The organism is Ramlibacter alkalitolerans (assembly GCF_016722765.1).
Taxonomy (GTDB): Bacteria; Pseudomonadota; Gammaproteobacteria; order Burkholderiales; family Burkholderiaceae_C; genus Ramlibacter; species Ramlibacter alkalitolerans.
In genome coordinates this window covers 583,227-602,102 of the sequence record NZ_JAEQND010000001.1, presented here as the reverse complement: position 1 = coordinate 602,102, position 18,876 = coordinate 583,227, and the positions used below count along the sequence as shown (strand labels likewise).

General features: G+C 68.9%; 19 protein-coding genes. 17 read left to right on the top strand and 2 right to left on the bottom strand.

Annotated features, from left to right (window positions below):
- Positions 1-26: 26 nt before the first annotated feature.
- The 5 genes from JI746_RS02820 to JI746_RS02800 are packed head-to-tail and all read left to right on the top strand — an operon-like array spanning position 27 to position 5,735.
- Positions 27-995 (top strand): tripartite tricarboxylate transporter substrate binding protein, encoded by a 969-nt coding sequence (locus JI746_RS02820; RefSeq protein WP_201687246.1) that lies wholly within the window; start codon positions 27-29, stop codon positions 993-995.
- Between the two features lie 30 nt (positions 996-1,025).
- Positions 1,026-2,408: an FAD-dependent oxidoreductase gene (locus tag JI746_RS02815; RefSeq protein WP_201687245.1), complete on the top strand. Its 1,383-nt coding sequence runs from the start codon at positions 1,026-1,028 to the stop codon at positions 2,406-2,408.
- Positions 2,409-2,444: 36 nt separating this feature from the next.
- The gene (locus JI746_RS02810) at positions 2,445-3,602 is read left to right on the top strand and encodes an alpha/beta fold hydrolase (RefSeq protein ID WP_236599488.1); all 1,158 of its coding nucleotides are present in this window, start codon (positions 2,445-2,447) and stop codon (positions 3,600-3,602) included.
- Positions 3,602-5,302 carry an amidohydrolase gene (locus tag JI746_RS02805; RefSeq protein ID WP_201687244.1) on the top strand — a complete coding sequence of 567 codons (1,701 nt, stop codon included), beginning with the start codon at positions 3,602-3,604 and terminating at the stop codon, positions 5,300-5,302. The genes JI746_RS02810 and JI746_RS02805 overlap by 1 nt, the downstream gene beginning before the upstream one ends.
- Positions 5,292-5,735, top strand: coding sequence for a DUF6917 domain-containing protein (locus tag JI746_RS02800; RefSeq protein WP_201687243.1), 444 nt, complete (start codon positions 5,292-5,294; stop codon positions 5,733-5,735). The genes JI746_RS02805 and JI746_RS02800 overlap by 11 nt, the downstream gene beginning before the upstream one ends.
- Here the strand turns inward: JI746_RS02800 and JI746_RS02795 are convergent.
- Positions 5,713-6,543, bottom strand: a complete 831-nt coding sequence (locus JI746_RS02795) for an IclR family transcriptional regulator (RefSeq protein ID WP_201687242.1) — start codon at positions 6,541-6,543, stop codon at positions 5,713-5,715. The genes JI746_RS02800 and JI746_RS02795 overlap by 23 nt on opposite strands.
- A gap of 102 nt (positions 6,544-6,645) precedes the next feature.
- Here JI746_RS02795 and JI746_RS02790 point away from each other — a divergent pair, with 102 nt between their 5' ends.
- From JI746_RS02790 to JI746_RS02750, 9 genes are all read left to right on the top strand, one after another.
- On the top strand, positions 6,646-7,614 hold the full coding sequence (locus JI746_RS02790) for a Bug family tripartite tricarboxylate transporter substrate binding protein (RefSeq protein WP_201687241.1): 969 nt from the start codon (positions 6,646-6,648) through the stop codon (positions 7,612-7,614).
- Between the two features lie 84 nt (positions 7,615-7,698).
- Positions 7,699-8,379 carry an RraA family protein gene (locus tag JI746_RS02785; RefSeq protein ID WP_201687240.1) on the top strand — a complete coding sequence of 227 codons (681 nt, stop codon included), beginning with the start codon at positions 7,699-7,701 and terminating at the stop codon, positions 8,377-8,379.
- Positions 8,376-9,311 (top strand): NAD(P)-dependent oxidoreductase, encoded by a 936-nt coding sequence (locus tag JI746_RS02780; protein WP_201687239.1) that lies wholly within the window; start codon positions 8,376-8,378, stop codon positions 9,309-9,311. Before JI746_RS02785 ends, JI746_RS02780 begins: the two co-directional genes overlap by 4 nt.
- 51 nt (positions 9,312-9,362) lie before the next feature.
- Positions 9,363-10,322, top strand: coding sequence for a Bug family tripartite tricarboxylate transporter substrate binding protein (locus JI746_RS02775; RefSeq protein WP_201687238.1), 960 nt, complete (start codon positions 9,363-9,365; stop codon positions 10,320-10,322).
- A gap of 23 nt (positions 10,323-10,345) precedes the next feature.
- The gene (locus tag JI746_RS02770; RefSeq protein ID WP_201687237.1) at positions 10,346-11,320 is read left to right on the top strand and encodes a Bug family tripartite tricarboxylate transporter substrate binding protein; all 975 of its coding nucleotides are present in this window, start codon (positions 10,346-10,348) and stop codon (positions 11,318-11,320) included.
- Positions 11,321-11,430: 110 nt separating this feature from the next.
- Complete coding sequence (locus tag JI746_RS02765) at positions 11,431-12,219, top strand: amidohydrolase family protein (RefSeq protein ID WP_236599487.1); 789 nt, start codon at positions 11,431-11,433, stop codon at positions 12,217-12,219.
- A 13-nt stretch (positions 12,220-12,232) separates the two neighbouring features.
- Complete coding sequence (locus JI746_RS02760; RefSeq protein WP_201687235.1) at positions 12,233-13,147, top strand: SMP-30/gluconolactonase/LRE family protein; 915 nt, start codon at positions 12,233-12,235, stop codon at positions 13,145-13,147.
- Positions 13,148-13,274: 127 nt separating this feature from the next.
- Positions 13,275-13,505, top strand: coding sequence for a DUF1653 domain-containing protein (locus JI746_RS02755; protein WP_201687234.1), 231 nt, complete (start codon positions 13,275-13,277; stop codon positions 13,503-13,505).
- A 32-nt stretch (positions 13,506-13,537) separates the two neighbouring features.
- Positions 13,538-14,311 carry a 2-keto-4-pentenoate hydratase gene (locus JI746_RS02750; RefSeq protein WP_201687233.1) on the top strand — a complete coding sequence of 258 codons (774 nt, stop codon included), beginning with the start codon at positions 13,538-13,540 and terminating at the stop codon, positions 14,309-14,311.
- A gap of 80 nt (positions 14,312-14,391) precedes the next feature.
- On the opposite strand, the gene JI746_RS02745 is transcribed toward JI746_RS02750, so the two are convergent.
- Positions 14,392-15,213, bottom strand: a complete 822-nt coding sequence (locus JI746_RS02745; RefSeq protein WP_201687232.1) for a class I SAM-dependent methyltransferase — start codon at positions 15,211-15,213, stop codon at positions 14,392-14,394.
- 84 nt (positions 15,214-15,297) lie between these two features.
- Here JI746_RS02745 and JI746_RS02740 point away from each other — a divergent pair, with 84 nt between their 5' ends.
- The 3 genes from JI746_RS02740 (at position 15,298) to JI746_RS02730 (ending at position 18,803) form a co-directional block, all read left to right on the top strand.
- Entirely contained in the window at positions 15,298-17,271 is a 1,974-nt protein-coding gene (locus JI746_RS02740; RefSeq protein ID WP_201687231.1) for a transcriptional regulator, read from the top strand.
- Between the two features lie 129 nt (positions 17,272-17,400).
- Positions 17,401-18,162, top strand: coding sequence for a hypothetical protein (locus JI746_RS02735; RefSeq protein ID WP_201687230.1), 762 nt, complete (start codon positions 17,401-17,403; stop codon positions 18,160-18,162).
- A gap of 110 nt (positions 18,163-18,272) precedes the next feature.
- Positions 18,273-18,803, top strand: a complete 531-nt coding sequence (locus tag JI746_RS02730; protein ID WP_201687229.1) for a hypothetical protein — start codon at positions 18,273-18,275, stop codon at positions 18,801-18,803.
- The last annotated feature ends 73 nt before the right edge of the window (positions 18,804-18,876 follow it).

Sequence of the window (18,876 nt, the reverse complement as noted above, 5' to 3'; positions counted from 1 at the left end):
TCCTGAACGATCCCGAGGAGACAACAGTGAATGTGAAGACCCTGCTCGTAACGCTTGTCGCCGCGTCGGCGGCGCTGACCGCCCACGCTGCCGACCCGCAATGGCCGACCAAGCCGGTGAAGATCACTTTCGGCTTCCCGGCGGCAAGCGCCACCGACGTCATCGCTCGCGCCGTGGGCCAGAAGCTGTCCGAGCGCTGGGGCCAGTCCGTGGTCATCGAGAACCGGCCCGGCGCCGGCGGCAACCTCGGCAGCGAAGTCGCGGCGCACGCGCCCAACGACGGCTACACGATCTTCTTCGGAACCGTGGCCAACGCGATCAGTACCAGCCTCTACAGCAAGCTGAACTACGACTACCTGAAGGACTTCACCCCGATCACCCTGGTGGCCACGACGCCGCTGGTCCTGGTGGCCAACCCGTCGCTGCCGGTGAAGAACGTCAAGGAACTGATCGACTACGCCAAGGCAAATCCCGGCAAGCTCAATTTCGGCTCCGGCGGCGTCGGCACCTCGAACCACCTCGCCGGCGAGATGTTCAAGGCTGACACCCAGACGCAGCTCACCCACGTCGCCTACAAGGGCACGCCGGCCGCGTACAACGACCTGTTCAGCGGCCAGGTCTCCCTGATGTGGGACAACATCGTCGCCGTGACCAACCACATCAAGAGCGGGCGCCTCAAGCCGCTCGCGGTCACCAGCGCCAAGCGCGCCGCTTCCCTGCCGGACGTGCCCACGATGGCCGAATCCGGCCTCCCTGGCTTCGAGGCCGTGTCCTGGATCGGCGCGCTGGTGCCCGTGGGCACGCCGCAGCCTATCGTCGACAAGATCCACACCGACCTGGTCGCCGTGCTGCGCATGCCGGAAATCAAGGAAAAGCTCGGCGCCCTCGGTGCCGAGGTGGTCGGCAACACCCCCGAGCAATTCGCCGCCTGGAACCGCAGCGAGATCGCCAAGTGGGCCAAGGCCGTCAAGGAATCCGGCGCCCGCGTCGACTGAGCACGCGCGCAACATCAACGAAGGAATGCAGTGAACAGAACCAGCATCAACGAGCCCGCACGCGAAGTCCCCGTGCTGATGGAAGCGGACGTCGTCGTCGTCGGGGGCGGCACGACCGGCCCGATCGCGGCCATCGCCGCGGCGCGCCGCGGCAGCAAGGTCGTGCTGATCGAGCGCTTCGGCTCGCTCGGCGGCATCCTCACGCTGGGCCTCAACACCAAGCCCTCGGGCGCGATCGTCGGCGGCATTGCGCTGGAGATCTGGAACCTGGCGCGCTCCGTGGGCGGCGCCGGCGCCGACTACATGGCGACCACCAAGACCGGCGGCGTGAAGATCGCTTCGCCGACCGACCCGGAGATCATGAAGATGCTGCTGACGCGCCTGTGCGTGGAAGCCGGCGTCGAGATCCTGTTCGAGACCTTCGTCTCGGCACCGGTCGTGGAGAACGGCGCCGTGACCGGCGTGATCATCGAGGGCAAGGGCGGACGCCAGTTCGTCGGCACCAAGGTTCTGATCGACTGCTCCGCCGACGCCGACATGGCGGCCAAGGCCAACGCACCCTTCGTCATGGGCTCCGGCGACGCCGAGGCCAAGATGCAGCCCGTGTCCATGTACTTCATCATGAAGAACGTGGACCTGAACCGTCTGGCCGAGTGGGCGCGGACCTGCGACGACGTGCCCGCCCGCGCGATTCCGCACGACGAGGAAGGCCTCGCGTACGGCCTGTGGCTGACCGGATTCAACGGCATGCTGCAGCGTTTCCAGAAGGAGACCGGGGTCAAGCTGCAACGCGACAACATCACGCTCAAGACGGCCGACGGCCAGATGTACGTGAACGCCACCCGCGTGCTGGGCGTCAACGTGTTCTCCCCGAAGGAGTTCACCGCAGCCATCCTGGAGTGCTACCGCCAGATCGAGGGTGTGGCGCGCTTCCTGAAGGAGCGCGTGCCCGGCTTCGAGCAAGCGCGGCTCGGCCAGGTGTCGCCGATCCTCGGCGTGCGCGAGACGCGCCACATCCTGGGCGAATACACGCTGACGGGTCCGGACTCGCGCGGCGAAACCCGCTTCGAGGACACCATCGCGGCGGACAACTCCGCACTGGACATCCACGACCCCAAGGGTGGCGACGTCGACTTCCAGAGCATGCCTCCCTACGAGATCCCGTACCGCTGCCTGCTGCCGCAGGGCGTCGAGCAACTGCTGGTGGCCGGCCGCTGCATCTCCGCGGACCACGAGGCGCATGCGCGTTCGCGCAACATGCCCGCCTGCATGGCCACCGGCCAGGCAGCCGGCGTGGCGGCGGCGATCGCGGTGGAACAGGGCGTTCCCGTGCGCAAGGTGCCGATCGGCAAGGTGCAGGCTGCGCTGCGCGAGCTGGGCATGCCGCTGCACGCCGAGGAAGTGCGCGCCTGAGCGCGTGCGACGATCCGTTGCGACCCGGAGGACTGGATGAACGCTGACGCGCTGTATGGCCAGGCGATGCTGCCCGACGGCGTTCGCTCGCGCCTGGTCGACAACAACAACGGCTGCACCATGCACGTGCTGGAGGCCGGCTTCGAGGAGCCGGGCCGCCCGTGCGTGCTGCTGCTGCACGGCTTCCCCGAGCTTGCCTTCAGCTGGCGCAAGCAGCTGATGTTCCTGGCCGCAGCCGGCTACCACGTCGTGGCACCGGACCAGCGCGGCTACGGCCGCAGCGGCGGTGCGGGCGTGGCGTTCGAAGACGACCTGATGCCGTATTCGCTGATCAACCGGGTGAGTGACACGGTGGGCCTGGTCAAGGCCCTCGGCTACGACCACGTGGACGCGGTGATCGGCCACGACTACGGGTCGCCGGTCAGCGCGTGGTGCGCGCTGCTGCGCCCGGACGTGTTCCGCGCCGTGGTGCTCATGAGCGCGGCATTCCCCGGCGCACCGGTGCTGCCCAAGGGCACCGCCGGCCGGCCGGGCAAGGGCACCTTGCCCCTCTCCGGCATTCCCGAGAGCCTGGCCGCACTACCCAGGCCACGCAAGCACTATCGCTGGTACTACTCGACCGCCGAGGCCAACGAGGACATGTGGCACTGCCCGCAGGGCGTGCACGCCTTCCTGCGGGCCTACTTCCACTACAAGAGCGGCGACTGGCCCGGCAATGCGCCCTTCCCCCTGGCTTCCTGGGCCGCCAGCGAGCTGGCGCGCCTGCCCACGTACTACGTCATGGAGCTGGGCGAGAACATGGCCGAGACGGTGGCGCCGCACATGCCGGGCGCCGATGACATCGCCGCCTGCGAATGGCTGACGGAAGCCGAAATGGCCGTGTACTCCGACGAGTACGGGCGCACCGGCTTCCAGGGCGGCTTGCAGGGCTACCGTGTCGGCACCGATCCGCGCTTCAACGGCGAACTGAAGGCCTTCTCGGATCGCACCATCGACGTTCCCGCGATGTTCGTCTCGGGCGCGCGGGATTGGGGCACCTACCAGTCACCCGGTGCCCTGGAGCGCATGGCGGGCGAGATCTGCACGCAATATCGCGGCACGCACCTCGTCGAGGGCGCAGGGCACTGGGTGCAGCAGGAGCGCCCCGAGGAAGTGAACGCACTGCTGGCCGATTTCCTGCGCCGCCTCGCTTGATGGCATCGCGCGCCGACCTGGTCCTGGATGGCGGCCGGATCGTCACGCTGGACGGCAGCGCGCGCATCGTTCCGGCCCTGGCCATCGGCGACGGAAAGATCCTGGCGGCTGGAGATTCCGCGCAGGTGCGGGCGCTCGCCGGCGCCGCCACGAAGATCGTGGACCTGGGCGGACGCACCGTCATCCCCGGGCTGGTGGATGCGCATGCGCACATGGACCGCGAAGGGCTCAAGGAGATGCTCCCCTCGCTGGCCGGGTGCGCGAGCATCGGGGACATCCAGGCGCGCATAGCCGCACTGGCGGCGCGAAGGCCGCCCGGCGAGTGGATCGTGACGATGCCGGTCGGCGATCCGCCCGAATACCGGGACGTGCCGCAATGCCTGGCCGAAGGGCGTTTTCCGACACGCCACGATCTCGATGCGGCGGCGCCCGACCACCCCGTCTACATCCGCGCCATCTGGGGCCCGTGGCGGCACACCCTGCCGCTGGTCTCCATCGCCAACTCGAAGGCGCTCGCGCTGGCCGGCGTCACGCGCGATGCGCAGCCGCCCAGTCCGTCGATCACGATCGACCGCGATGCGCTCGGGGACCCGACGGGCGTCTTCATCGAGAACAGCCTCACGCCGCTGGCTGAGTTCACGTTAATGGCCGCCGCGCCGCACTTCAGCCTGGAGGAGCGCATCGCGGGGCTGGAGCGTTCGATGGCGATCTACAACGCGCTCGGCACGACCAGCATCTTCGAGGGGCACGGTGTCGCGGCCGACGTGCTCGCCGCCTACGAGTCGGTGCATCGCCGCAGCCGCGCGACGGTGCGCTCGACGCTGACCTTCAGCCCTGCATGGAGCCTCACGCGCGGCGCCGCGGCGGCTGAGGTGTTTGCCTCCTGGGGCAAGTGGCTGGCTGGGCGCGGGTATGGCGACACCTGGCTGCGCTTGATGGGCATGCACGCGGAAATCGGCGACCAGCAGGACCACAGACTGCGCGCGCGGCTGCTGCCGCAGACCGGCTGGGCCGGATTCAACTACGACGCCAACCTGCCCCGCGACGCGCTGAAGGAACTGCTGCTCGAATGCGCGCGCAGCGAGGTCATGGTCGTCGGTCTCACGCCGCCCATGCTGGAAATGTTCGCGGAAGTCGACGCGCAGGTTCCGCTGGCCGGCAAGCGGTGGAGCCTGGGTCACATCATCGACCTGGACCGCGAGCGCATCGCACGCATCGTCGACATGGGCCTCATCGTCACGACGCACACCAGCCGCTACCTCTATCGCGAGGGATCGGACCTGAAGCGCAAGCTCGGCCCCGGACGCGAGGACGAGATCGTGCCGCTGCGCTCGCTGCTGGACGCGGGGGTGCGGGTCTGTCTCGCATCGGACAACGTGCCGCCGAACCTGTTCAAGACGCTCTGGCACGTCGTCGCGCGGCGTTCGCGCGACGGCGAGATCGTCGGTGCATCGCAGGCGCTGACGCGCATGGAGGCGCTCGCCTGCGCGAGCCGCAACGGCGCCTACCTCAGTCATGAAGAGGACTGCAAGGGCACGCTGGAGCCCGGCAAGTTCGCCGACCTGGCCGTCCTCGATCAGGACATCCTGGCCTGCGCGCAAGACGAAATTTCCGGCATCCAGGTCGCGATGACCATCGTCGACGGCCGCATCGTGCACGACGCGGCATCACTATCGAAGGGGACAGGCCATGGCGAATGATCCGTTCAGGGACAACCTCGGGCCGCGCGCGGTGTTTGCAAGGAAGGCGACGGTGCGCGCCAGGCTGGTGGTCGTGCTCGATGGCCGCCTTCCCAAGCGAGGGCTGGAACTGATTCCGCAGGAAACGCGCGGTGTTCGCGTCGGCGAGGTGCACGAACTGATCGGGTCGACCCAGCCGGGCATAGGCGCGAACAGCATCGTCGACCCGATCGCTTACCTGGGCTTCATGGAAATCCTGAGCGCCGGCGTGATCTGCGCCGGCGACGAGATGCGGGTGGATGGAAAGCTGGTGGGTCACCTGGCCGGCTACGACCACACGCACATGCCGAATCACATGAACATCGTGATCTCCATCGACGCCGACCGCTCCGGTGTCGAACACGGCTTCGAGCTGGATCAGGAAGTCACGTTCACGGCGCCTGCGGGACGCTGAGGCCACGGGAGCGGAAGCTCCTGGTCCGCAGTCGTGGATGCCAGCGCGTCAGCGCTGCAGGCGTCGCCGCCGAGCGGCTGCCGGCCAGCGCATACGACAGCTGGTTCGCCGCGCGGATCACCAGCTTCGCGTGCTTCTCCAGCTTCGCCTTGGTCAGACGCGCGCTCGGCCCCGAGATGCACATCGATCCGAGCAGCCGCCAGTTCAGGCCGAACACGGGCGCGGCGACGCTCGCCACCTCCGCTTCGCGCTCGCCGAGCGAGATGTGGTAGCCGCGCTCGCGGATGGACTCGTAGGGCTCCCCGGCCGCGCCGCTGAACGCCAGGATCACCCGGCCCGGCGCGCCCTTGTTCAGGGGCAGGCGCTCGCCGATGCGCACGTTGTGGCGCACCGAACGCGGCCCCTCCACGCGCGCCACGCAGGAGCGGATATCGCCCTCGCGCACGTAGAAGGAGGCGCTTTCCCCCGTCTCCTTGACCAGGGTGTGCAACGCGGGCTCCACCACGTTGTTCACGTCGAAGCCGGCCTGGTAGCGGGCGCCCAGCCAGCCGGCCGCGGGCCCGAGCCGCCACTCGCCCTCGTCGGTCTGCACCATGTACTTCGACAGGGCGAGCGTGCGCGCGAGGCGCAGCACCGTGGTCTTGTGCATCCCGGCCCGGCGGCTCAGCTCGGCGAGGGACAGCGTGGACTCGCCGACTTCGAAGGCTTCCATCAGTGACAGCGCCCGCGTGACCGCCGTCACGCCGTCGCGCGAAGCAGTGTCCTTGGCGGGAGTGGCGGGAGTGGCGGGCGGTGTCGAGTTGCGCATGCTGCACCAGGGTTCACTGTGCGAAACGGTATTGTACGGTGCACAACGCGCGTCTACAGTCCTCCCACAACGCCGCAAGGCACCCTTCTGGAGACAAGACGAATGCAAGCTTCCCGTCGTGCGGCCCTGGCTCTTGCCGCCGCATCCCTGCTCGCCACGACCACCATTGCCTTCGCGCAGGCCTGGCCCAACAAGCCGATCCGCGTCGTCGTGCCCTTCCCGGCGGGCGGCGGCACGGACATCCTCACCCGCGAGCTCACCAACAAGATGGCGGGCTACAACTTCGTCGTCGACAACAAGCCCGGCGCCGGCGGCAACCTGGGCATCGACAACGTGGCCAAGTCGCCGGCCGACGGCTACTCGCTCGTGATGGGCCAGACCAGCAACCTGGCGATCAACCCCACGCTGTACGCCAAGCTGCCGTACGACCCGGTGAAGGACCTCACGCCGGTCGGCCTGGTGGCGAGCTCGCCGCTCGTGATCGTCGCCAGCGCGAACTCGCCGTTCAAGACCTTGGCGGACGTGGTGAAGGAAGCCAAGGCGAGGCCGGGCACCATCAACTTCGCCACCTCCGGCAACGGCACCGTGGCCCACCTGACCGCCGAGTCGTTCCAGAAGCTGGCCGGCATCAAGCTCACCCACGTGCCGTACAAGGGCGCCTCGCAGGGGGTCACGGACGTGATCGCCGGCTCCGTGCAGCTGTACGTGTCGTCCATCCCGACGCTGATCAGCCACATCCAGAGCGGCAAGATGCGCGCCATCGCCGTCACCTCGCTCAAGCGCGTCGACGACCTGCCGAACGTGCCGACGATCGCCGAGTCCGGCTACAAGGGCTTCGAAGCGGTCACCTGGTTCGGCATCCTGGGCCCGGCCAACCTGCCCAAGGACATGGTGGCCAGGCTCAATGCCGACATCAACAAGGCGCTGAAGGATCCGGAACTGAAGAAGAAGATGGACGCCCAGGGCGCGGACATCCTCGGCGGCACGCCCGAGCAGTTCGCGACCCTGATCCGCGACGACATCGGCCGCTGGGGAAAGATCGTCAAGGAATCCGGCGCCAGGATCGACTGAGCCCGGCGACCCAGGTCCACCTGATCCGCGACGGCCACGTCAACGCCGATCGAACTCCTCCACCCTTCACCGAAAGACAGATCCATGAGCACCGACATCGTCCGCGACTTCGAGCGCGTTTCCCCTGAACTCGTGCGCCAGGCCGGCGAATTCCAGGCCGCTATCCTGGCCGACGTGAACGGCCGCCGCGGCGCCCTGCATGGCCGCATCGCGGCCCTGCGTCCGCGCATGAAGGTGGCCGGCCCAGCGCTGACCGTCGAAGTGCGCCCCGGCGACAACCTGATGATCCACGCCGCCATGGCGCTGGCGAAGCCCGGCGACGTGCTGGTGATCGACGGCAAGGGCGACCAGACCGCAGCCCTCATGGGCACCATCATGATGACCGCGTGCAAGCAGCTGGGCATCGCGGGCGTGGTGATCGACGGCGCAGTGCGCGACAGCCTGGAGATCGACGAGATGGACTTCCCCGTCTTCTCCGTCGGCACCAACCCGAACGGCCCGACCAAGAACGTGCCTGGCCGCATCGGCCAGCCGATCACCTGCGGCGGCGTCACCGTGCGCTCCGGCGACCTGGTGGTGGCGGACGCCGACGGCGTCTTCATCGGCGAACGCGAACGTGTGGAAGCGCTCATTCCGCTGGCCCACAAGAAGGTCGAGGACGAAGCCATCCGCATCGCCCAGATCAAGAAGGGCAATACCAGCGCTGGCTGGCTGGCCGCCGCGCTGCGCACCGCCGGCGTGCTGAAGGAAGGTGAATCCCTGTGAGCGCACGTCGCGCGATCGTGGTCACGGGCGCGGACCTCGCGCCCCAGGCCCTGGCGTTGCTGGAGGACTTCGAGGTCGTGTATGCGGGCAAGACGCCGCAGGAGCCGGACCTCGTCGCGCTGTGCCAGCGGCACGACCCCGTGGCCATCATCGTGCGCTACGGCAAGGTCGGTGCGTCCGTGATGGACGCGGCGCCGTCACTGCGCGTGATCTCCAAGCACGGCAGCGGGACCGACACCATCGACAGGGACGCCGCCAAGGCGCGCGGGATCGAGGTGCGCGCCGCGCTCGGTGCGAATGCCGCGGCGGTGGCGGAACAGGCGCTGGCGCTGCTGCTCGCCTGCGCGAAGTCGGTCGTGCAACTGAACGAGCGCATGCACGCCGGCTACTGGGACAAGGCGACGCACAAGAGCGTGGAACTGCACGGCCGCACCATCGGTCTCGTCGGGCTCGGCGCGATCGGCCAGCGCTTTGCGCGCATGTGCGACGCCATGGGCATGAAGGTGATCGGATTCGATCCCTTCGCACGGGACCTGCCTTCGTACCTCCGCCCCGTGGACCTGCCGACGCTCTGGCGCGAGTCCGACGCGATTTCGCTGCACTGCCCCTTGACGCCGGAGAACCGCGAGATGGTGAACGCGCAGACCCTGGCTGCCTGCAGGCGCGGCGTGCTGCTGGTGAACACGGCGCGCGGCGGCCTGGTCGACGAGGCCGCGCTGCTGGCTGCCGTGCGCTCGGGTCAGGTGATGAGCGCGGGCCTGGACAGCTTCGCGGTCGAGCCGATGACGGTACCCCACATCTTCCATGGCGAGCCGAACATCATCCTCAGCCCGCACATCGGCGGCGTCACGAGCGATGCCTACGTGAACATGGGCGTGGGCGCGGCGAACAACGTGCTGGACGTCCTCGCGCGGACGACCGAAAGCGCCTGAACCCGTGAGGATGCCTTCGGCATCCCGCGGCATCGACTCAAGGAGGACACCATGAAGACTCTCGCTTCCCTCGCCGCGCTCGCGCTCTGTGCGCACGGTGCGCTGGCCCAGGGCTACCCCGCCAAGCCCGTGCACGTCGTCGTCGGCTTCTCCGCCGGCGGTCCCACCGACGTGGTGGCGCGCGCCTTCGCCGAGCACGCGGCGCGTACGCTGGGCCAGCCCTTCATCGTGGACAACAAGCCGGGCGCCAACACCGTGCTGGCCGCGGAGTACGTCGCCAGCGCCGCGGCCGACGGCTACACCGTGCTGCTGGGCGCCACCAACCACACGATGATCCCGGCGCTGTACAGCGCGCGGGTGAAGTTCGATGCGGTGCGTTCCTTCGTGCCCGTCTGCACGCTCGCCGGCAGCCCCACGGTGCTGGTGGTCGGGCCTTCGATGAAGGCGAAGACGCTCGCCGACTTCACGAGGGCGGCACAGGCCGCGCCGGGCCGCATCACCTTCGGTTCGCCCGGTCCCGGCAGCCAGGGCCACTTCGCGGGCGAGCGCTTCGCGCGCCTGACGAACGTCTCGCTGAACCACATTCCCTACAAGGGCGCCGCGCCGGCGACCACCGACCTGATCGGCGGCCAGCTCGATGCCTCTTTCGCGACGCTCGGCTCGGTGCTGCCGCATATCCAGTCCGGCAAGCTCACGCCCATCGCGGTCGCCGCGGGCCAGCGCTCCACTCTGCTGCCCGGAGTGCCCACCTTCGAGGAGGCCGGCGTCAAGAACTTTCGTGATGACGCCTGGTACGGGCTGATGGCACGCGCCGGCACGCCGGTGGCGGTCCTCCAGGCGCTGGAGAACGCCGCGCGCACCTTCACGCAGACACCCGCCGCCGTCGAGAAGCTGCGCGGCCTCGGCCTGACTGCGCAGACCGTGTGCGGTGCCACGTTCGGCAGCCAGATCCAGCGCGAAGTGCAGGCCAACAGCCAGCTCGCCAAGGAACTGAACCTCAAGCTCGATTGAGCTTCCAACCCCATCGACCCCCCATGAGATCCACCTCCTTCTCCCGCGCGCGCCGCACCTTCGTGGCCGCGTGCGCCCTCGCAGCCGCCTCGCTGGCCCACGCCGCCTGGCCCGATCGCACCATCACCATCGTCGTGCCCTACGCGCCCGGCGGCGCGGCCGACGCGCTGGCCCGCGTGCTGGCCGCGAAGATGGGCACGAAGCTGGGCACCAGCGTCATCGTCGACAACAAGGCCGGCGCCAGTGGCACCATCGGCGCGAGCTACGTCGCCAAGGCCCAGCCGGACGGCTACACGATGCTGTACGACGCCACGCCGTATTCCATCAATCCGCACCTGTTCCCGAAGATGCCGTATGCGGCCGACGCCCTGCAGCCGCTGTCGCTGGTTTCGCTGGCCCCCAACATCCTGATCGTGAAGGCCGACGCGCCCTACAAGGACGTCAAGGACCTGATCGCCAAGGCCAAGTCGCAACCCGGCAAGGTGAACTTCGCGTCCGGCGGCAGCGGCACCGTGCAACGACTCGCGTCGGAGCTGTTCCGCCAGAAGCTCGACCTCGACATGGTGCACGTGCCCTACAAGAGCGGCGGCCCCGCGATCACCGACGTGATGGGCGGCCAGGTCGATTTCATGTTCAGCACGGTCGCTGCGTCTTCGCCCCTGGTCGATGCCGGCAAGCTGCGCGCCCTGGCGATCTCCGCGCCGAAGCGCTCTTCGCGCCTGCCCAAGGTGCCGACCGTCGCCGAGACGGTCATCCCGGGCTTCGAGGTCTATGAGTGGAACGGCACGTTCGTGCCCGCCGGAACGCCGCCCGACGTCGTTGCGAAGCTGCAGAAGGCCGTCGCCGAATCGCTGCAGGACGAGGAGGTGAAGAAGCGCTTCAACGACGTCGGCGCGCAGCCGATCGGCTCCACGCCTGCCCAGTTCGCCGATTACCTGAAGAAGGAAGACGCGAAGTGGGGCGAGGTCGTGCGCAAGGGCAACATCAAGCTGGATTGAGTCAGCGCATCCCCGCAGTGAGCCTCGCACCGCTCCCCGAACCCGTCCCGCATTCCGCCGGAACCCGGCGGCCCCGCCGGGCGCTGCCCCGGGGCGCGTGCGACGCGCACATGCACATCTTCGATCCTCGCTTCGCGCCGTCGCCGCACTGGAAGCGCCAGCCGCCGCAGGCGGATGTCGGCACCTACCGGCGGCTGCAGCAGCGCATCGGCACGGAGCGCACGGTCGTCGTCACGCCCTCCACGTACGGCGTGGACAACGCCTGCACGCTCGACGCGCTGCACCAGCTGGGCGACAGCGCCCGCGGCGTTGCCGTGGTCGACGCGGACGCGTCCCCGGCCGAACTGGAGCGCCTCGCAGCAAGCCGCGTTTGCGGCCTGCGCGTCAACTTCGTCTCGCCGCAATCCTGGGGCGAGACCACGCCCCAAATGCTGCAGACGCTCGCGCACAAGGCCGCAGGCCTCGGCTGGCACGTCCAGGTGTTCGCCCATCCCCAACAGCTCGTCGCCATGGAGCCGCTGCTCGCGAGCTTGCCGACGCCCCTGGTCATCGACCACCTCGGGCGCGTCGATCCCGCTGAGGGCGCGGGCGGGCCTGCGCTCGACGTGTTGCGCCGCCTGCTGGATCGCGGCAACACGTGGATCAAGCTGTCCGGCATCTACATGCGTTCGCGCGAAGGCGCGCCGGGTTACGGCGACACCTTTCCGCTCGGCGAGGCCTTCATGCGCCATGCGCCCGAGCGGCTCGTGTGGGGCAGCGACTGGCCGCATACGACCGAGGCGCCCGGGTCCGTGGACGATGCCGACCTGGTGGACGTTCTGCTGGCCTGGTGCCCATCGGACGACACCCTGCAGCGCGTGCTGGTCGAGAACCCGCGGCGCCTCTACGGATTCGAATAGCTCCTGAGCAGCCATGTTCCTCCTCCATCCTCCCCAGGTGCGCGAACTCGCGCGCTTCACTTCGCTGCCCGAGCGCTTCCGCGCGCGAACGAAGAGCCCGTGGGCCGACGCCAACCGTGCCGGCCGCCCGACCGATTCCTTCCTCGAAGGGCCGGTGTTCGACCGCCAGGGCAACCTGTACGTCACGGACATCCCGTTCGGACGCATCTTCCGCATCGACGGCGCCGGCGAATGGACGCTGGTGACGGAGTACGACGGCGAGCCGAACGGCATGAAGTTCCTGGACGACGCGACGCTGCTCATCACGGACTACAAGAACGGGCTGGTGCAGCTGGACATCGCCAGCGGCCAGGTGCGCCCTTACCTGGAGCGGCGGAACACCGAGCGCTTCCGCGGCGTGAACGACCTGGTGTTCGACCGCAGCGGCAACCTGTACTTCACGGACCAGGGGCAGACCGGCCTGCACGATCCGACCGGCCGGCTCTACCGGCTGCGCCCTTCCGGCCAGCTGGACCTGCTGCTGGCCAACGTGCCCAGCCCCAACGGCGTCTGCCTGTCGCCGGACGAATCGCTGCTCTACCTCGCGGTCACGCGCGGCAACTGCGTCTGGCGTGTTCCACTGCTGGCCGACGGCAGCGTCGCCAAGGTGAGCCAGTTCTTCACCTCCCACGGCCCGAGCGGCCCGGACGGCCTGGCGACGGACACGCAGGGGCGACTCGTGGTCGCGAATCCCGGCCTCGGCTACGTGTGGGTGCTCAACGCCCGCGCGGAGCCCGTGTGGGTGCTGCGCGGGCCCGAGGGAGCGTCGACGACCAACGTGGCCTTCGGGGGTGCGCAGCGCCGCCGCCTGTTCGTCACCGACTCGACGCACGGCGAGGTGCTCTACGCGGACCTGGAGTTCGCGGGTCTTCCCCTGAACGCGAAGTAGCCGGCCCGCCTGGTGCAGTGTTCGACCCCGTGATGAGGTCACGCCCGCGCCTCCTCCCTCACAGGGGTCGAGAGCCGCCACGTCGAGCCTATTCACCAGCCCGTGTCCGCCTTGGTACATTGCCCGCATGAACGAATCGACGCCGTTGCCCGCGCTGGCCCCCGGCCGCTACCGCCACTACAAGGGCGGCGAGTACGAAGTGCTCGGCATCGTGCGGCACAGCGAGACGCTTGAACCGATGGTGCTCTATCGCGCACTTCATGGCGAGCAAGGGCTCTGGGTGCGGCCGCACGCCATGTTCTTCGAGACCATCGAGTTCAATGGCATGATGCAAGCTCGCTTCGCTCCCGCTGCGTGATCGCCAGGTCCACGCCGAACCCAGGAGGAAACATGAACGACGCCGCCGAGTCCAACGCCCGCCGCATGTGGGACGCGCGCATCGCGCGACAGCCTTACGCGAATCTTCCCGACGCGGTCGCGCCCCTTTCGATCGAAGAAGCCTACGAGGCCCAGGACGCCTATTGGCGCCTTGCGGAGCCGGTGTACGGCCCGGTCGCGGGCGTGAAGGTGGCGACGACCACGAAGGTGATGCAGCAACTGATGGGCATCACGCATCCGTGCGCCGGCGGCATCTTTGCGAAGACGATCCATGCGTCCCCGGCGCGAATCACCAAGGCCATGTTCGTGAACATGCGTGTGGAAAGCGAGATCGCGTTGCAGCTCGGCACCGACATGCTGGCCGAACGGGCACCGTGGACGGCCGAAAGCGCGGCGGAGTGTGTGGCCGGCGCAATGCCTGCATTCGAGCTGATCGAGGATCGCCATGCGGTCTACACGCAAACGCGGGCCACTTCGATGATCGTGGACAACTGCTGGAACGGCGGCGTGGTGCTGGGGGCGATGAAGAAGGTCGCACCCGGCCGCGTCGTCGGTGCCAATGGAAGGCAGACGCTCAACGGAAAACCCTCCGGCGAAGGGAATGCAGAGAACCCCTACGCCACGCTGGCATGGCTTGCCAACGTGATGGCGGCTCGCCATCACGACCTGAAACGCGGCATGGTCGTCATCACGGGCAGCGTCGTCCCGACCTTCTCGATCTCGCCCGGCGACCGCGCCGTCTTCACCGTCGATGCGTTGGGTGAGGTCGTGATGGATGTGGTTTGAGTCCTCCGGGGGCGGCGTGCGCGGATTCCGGTGAGCGGCGGCCGGTCAGGACCAGCACCGGCGCGCGGATCGCCGGGTCCTCACTTGCGCGTCACGACGATCTCGAGATAGGCGCCGGGGATCACCAGGCTGCCCTCGCCCGCGGCATTGAACTGCTTCATGAGGGCGGTGAGGTCGGCCGCGAGCGCCTGCTGACCCTTCTCGTCCAGCGCCGCGAACGCCTTCAGGATCGGGCCGTAGTAGCCGCGGAAGATCTCCAGCATGTGGTCCGGCGAGCGGTAGCGGAAGTGGAAGTGGCGCTTCTCCATCGTGATCGACTTCGCCTCGGTCTCGAACAGTTCGGCGATGCGCCCGCGGCTGCCCCACAGGGCCGGCGACTGCACGCCGGCGGGCGGCGGTACGTGCCGGCCGAGCACGCCGAAGACTTGGCCGATGAAGCCGTCCGGCGTCCAGTTCGCCATCGCGATGCGGCCGCCGGGGCGGCATACGCGCAGCAGTTCGGAGGCGGTCCGCGCCGCGTTCGGCGTGAACATGCAGCCGAAGGTGGACAGCACCGCGTCGAAGCTCGCATCGTCGAAGGGCAGCGCCTCGGCATCCGCCTCGCGGAAATCGATGGCGTGCAGCCGCTCGGCGGCCGCGCGCTCGCGGCAGCGCTCCAGCAGGGCGAACACGTAGTCGGTGGAGGTGACCTCGCACCACCGGCGCGCCGCCGCCAGGGTGGCGTTGCCGTTGCCTGCGGCGACGTCCAGCACGCGTTCGCCGGCGCGCAGGTCGGCGGCTTCGCAGAGTGTTTCACCGACGATTTGCAAGGTGGTGCCGATGACGGCATAGTCCCCCGAGGCCCAGGCGGCCTTCTGGCGGGTCTTGATGGCGGCGAAGTCGGGAACGGCGGGTGCATTCATTCGTCTGGCTCCAGGGGGTTGGGGGAAGCAGCACTGTCCGCCCCCGGCGTGGAAGCTGGCGTGGGGACCGGCGTGGAAATTGGCGTGGAAATTCGTCTGTTCGGTCCGCCCGCGGTCCTGCGCGGGGGCCGTGCCGTGGCGTTGCCGCCCTCGCGCAAGGTGCGCGCACTGCTTGCCTACCTGGCGATGTCAGCACGGCCGGCCACGCGCAGCCACCTGTGCGAGCTGCTGTGGGACGTGCCGAACGACCCGCGCGGCGAGTTGCGCTGGTGCCTGAGCAAGCTGCGCGCCGTGCTCGACACGCCGGAGCGCGCGCGGCTGCGCGCCCAGGGTGACAGCGTGGCCATCGACCTCGACGAGGGCAGCGTCGATGCGCTCGAAATCCTGCGCTGCGTGCAACAGGATGTGCGGCCTCCGGCCCGCCTGGAGGCGCTGGCCGCCCTGTGCGAACGCGGCGAATTCCTCGAGGGGCTGGACGTCCCCCGCAGCCCCGCCTTCAGCGGCTGGGTGTTGGCGCAGCGGCGGCGCCTGCGCGCTGCACATGCCTGCCTGCTGGAGCAGCGGTTCGCATCGCTGCCGCCGGCGGGCCATGACGCGCTGGCCGCCCTCGATCGCTGGCTCGCCGTGGCCCCCTTCGAGCGTGCCGCGCACGAGCGCATGCTGGAGGCCCTCGCGCTGCGCGGGCAGTTCCGCGAGGGGGACGAACACGTGGCGGCAGCGGCGCGGCGCTTCGAGGCGGAGGGGCAGGACTGGGGCGCGATCGCGCACGCATGGCGGGCGCTGAAGTCGCGTCATTCCGGCGCGCTCACCCTGGCTCCCGGCGCGATCCTCACGACGGCTTCCGCTCCCACCGAGCAGCCGACGGCGACAAGCACGCGCCGGGCTTCCATCGCCGTCATGCCCTTCATCGACCGCACGCCCGGCACGGCCTTGCGCGGCGGACTCGGCGACGGCATGGCGCACGACGTGATCACGCGGCTGGCCAAGCTGCGCAGCGTGTTCGTCATCGCGGAGGGCACGATGTTCGCCCTCTCGGAGCGGCACGTGGACTCCGAGGATGCGGGCCGCCGCCTCGAAGTGGACTACGTCGCGAGCGGCTGGTTGCGCCGCGGCCCCGAGGCGAAGCTGAGCGTCAACGTGCAGCTGACACAGGCGCGCAGCGCGCATGTCGTCTGGGCGGAGGAATTCTCCGGTGCGCTGGACGACACCTTCTCGGTGCTGGACGAGATCGGCAACCGCATCGTCAGCGAGATCGCCAACCAGATCGAGACTGCCGAGCGCAACCGCGCGATCCTGAAGAATCCCAGCTCGCTCACGGCATGGGAGTCCCACCATCGCGGCCTGTGGCACATGGTGCGCTTCCACCGCGAGCACAACGAGCAGGCGCGCCAGTTCTTCGAGGCTGCCGTGCGGCTGGATCCCACCTTCGCGCGGCCGCACGCGGGCCTGTCGTTCACGCATTTCCAGGATGCGTTCCTGGGCTGGCGCGAACGCGCCGCGGCCATCGAGCAGGCCTATGCCGCCGCCGCCGAAGAGCTCATGGCCGACGACCACGACCCGGCCTCGCACTGGGCGCTCGGTCGCGCCCTGTGGCTGATGGACCGCAAGGAGGAGGCTCTGCGCGAGTTGCACTCGGCGGTCGACCTCAGCCCGAATTTCGCCCTGGGGCACTACACGCTGGGCTTCGTGAACGCGCAGTCGGGCGATGCGGAACTCGCCATCGCCGAGGCCGACCAGGCGCGAGCCCTGAGCCCGATGGACCCCATGCTGTTCGCGATGATGGCGTCGCGCGCGCTGGCGCTGCTGCGCCTGGGCCGCTACGAGGAAGCCGCGGAATGGGGCGAGCGTTCGGTGGCGCGACCGAACGCGCACGTGCACATCCGCGCGATCGCGATGTTCAGCCTCGCGCTGGCTGGCCGCACGGCCGAGGCACGGGCCATGGCGGCCTCGATCCAGCGGGTGCAGCCGGGCTACGGGCGCGAGGATTTCGACCACGCGTTCAGGCTCGGCGCGGACCTGCAGGCGCTGGTGGACAAGGCAGCGCGCACCCTCGGCTGAAGAGGCAATCCGAGGCGCCAAAAGGCCAAATACGCACGTGCCGAGCCTCGAACTTCCGCGGCTCCTACAGGTCTATCAGAAGACACCTACACGCTGATCAACGAGGACCTACGAACGATGCAGAACTTCATGAAGAACCTTCCCGCCACTGCCACTGTCGCGGTTGCTGCTGTCGCTGCCGCTGCGACCTTGTCGGGCCAGGTCTTCCATGCCGCTCCTGCCGTCGCCGCGAAGGCTCCCGTTGCTGCTGCCGCGGTTGCTGCACCCGTGACGCTCGCTGCTGCGGCCGCGCCTGCCATCCGCTTCGCCACGCCCGAGCCGAAGTTCGGCTCCGAAGAGGCCCTGCGCGCGAAGATCAAGTTCGAGACGGCGCATTGGGGCGGCAAGCCCGTCAAGACGCTCGACGAGGCCTCGCGCATCCTGCTGGCGCGCGCCGCCGCCGAAGAAGCCGGCCTGGGCGAAGTGGGCCTGAGCTACCAGGATGTGTACGGCGTGATCGAAGCGGAAACCTCCTGGATCCAGCGCACGGGTTCGAGCAAGGACGGCACGCCCAACCTCGGCCTGGCGCAGTTCGAGCCGCGCACCGCGAAGAGCCTCGGCCTGACCAACCCCGAAGACCCGGTGCAGGCGGTGTTCGCCGCCGCGCGGTACATGAAGCTGGGCGCCCAGTGGGCGAGCGGCCGGATCGGCGGCCTGAAGTCCAACCCGGCCCTGTACGCGGCCAAGCTGCGTGAAGGCGTGTCGGTGCACTACAACCTGTCGATCAAGGGCCGCAACAAGTGGAACGGCCTGAACACCGCGCAACTGCCGGTGGAAACCCAGCGCCACATCCGCAACGCCGCCGCCGGCGCGCAGGAAGCCATCGAACTCGCGCGCGAGCTCAGCGCGTGAGCCGGCTCGACCCGACGAAGCGGCGCCGCGCAAGTCCTCAAACGGAGTAAGAGGCATCCCCGATATCGCCTTGACCTCGCGGCCGGTAGCTTTCGTTCCGGGAGGAAAAGATGATGGGCAAGGCAGCGAAATTCCGGACCGATGCGTCCCTGCGCGCAGGCCTCGGCGCGATCGGCGTGCTGGGTTTGCTCGCCAGCGCTGGTGCGCTCGCGCAGGCACCAGCACCAGCACCAGCAACAGCTCCACCTGCTGCGGCACCTGCCGCACCCGCTGCCGCCTGCGCCACGCTGTGGCCGCCATGCGGTCCCGACCGCGTGCTCGGTGAAAGCGAGATCCGCACCGGCCTCATCCGGCCCGGAGAGCCGACCCGCATCGATCTCACCGGTGGCGTGAGCGGGCGCAAATTCGTCCTCGTGCTGCGGCCGGATTCCAAGCTGGACATGTCGGCCGGAGGGGGAGGTTATTTCGGGCGGGACTGGAAACTCGAGGACGGGAAGCTCTGCCTGCGCCTGTACCAGAACATCTGGCGGGGCCAGTACAACTGCGGCGACCTGGAGGTGAAGGACGGGCGCCTCTACTGGCTGGACAAGATCGACGCCAGCCGGAACCTGATCACCGCCGTCTCGGTGGGAAGCCGATGACGCGCCGAATGCGCCTTCGCTAAAGACGTGGTGCGCGCTCCCCGGCGCGATCCACGTGCGGCGACGCAGGCGA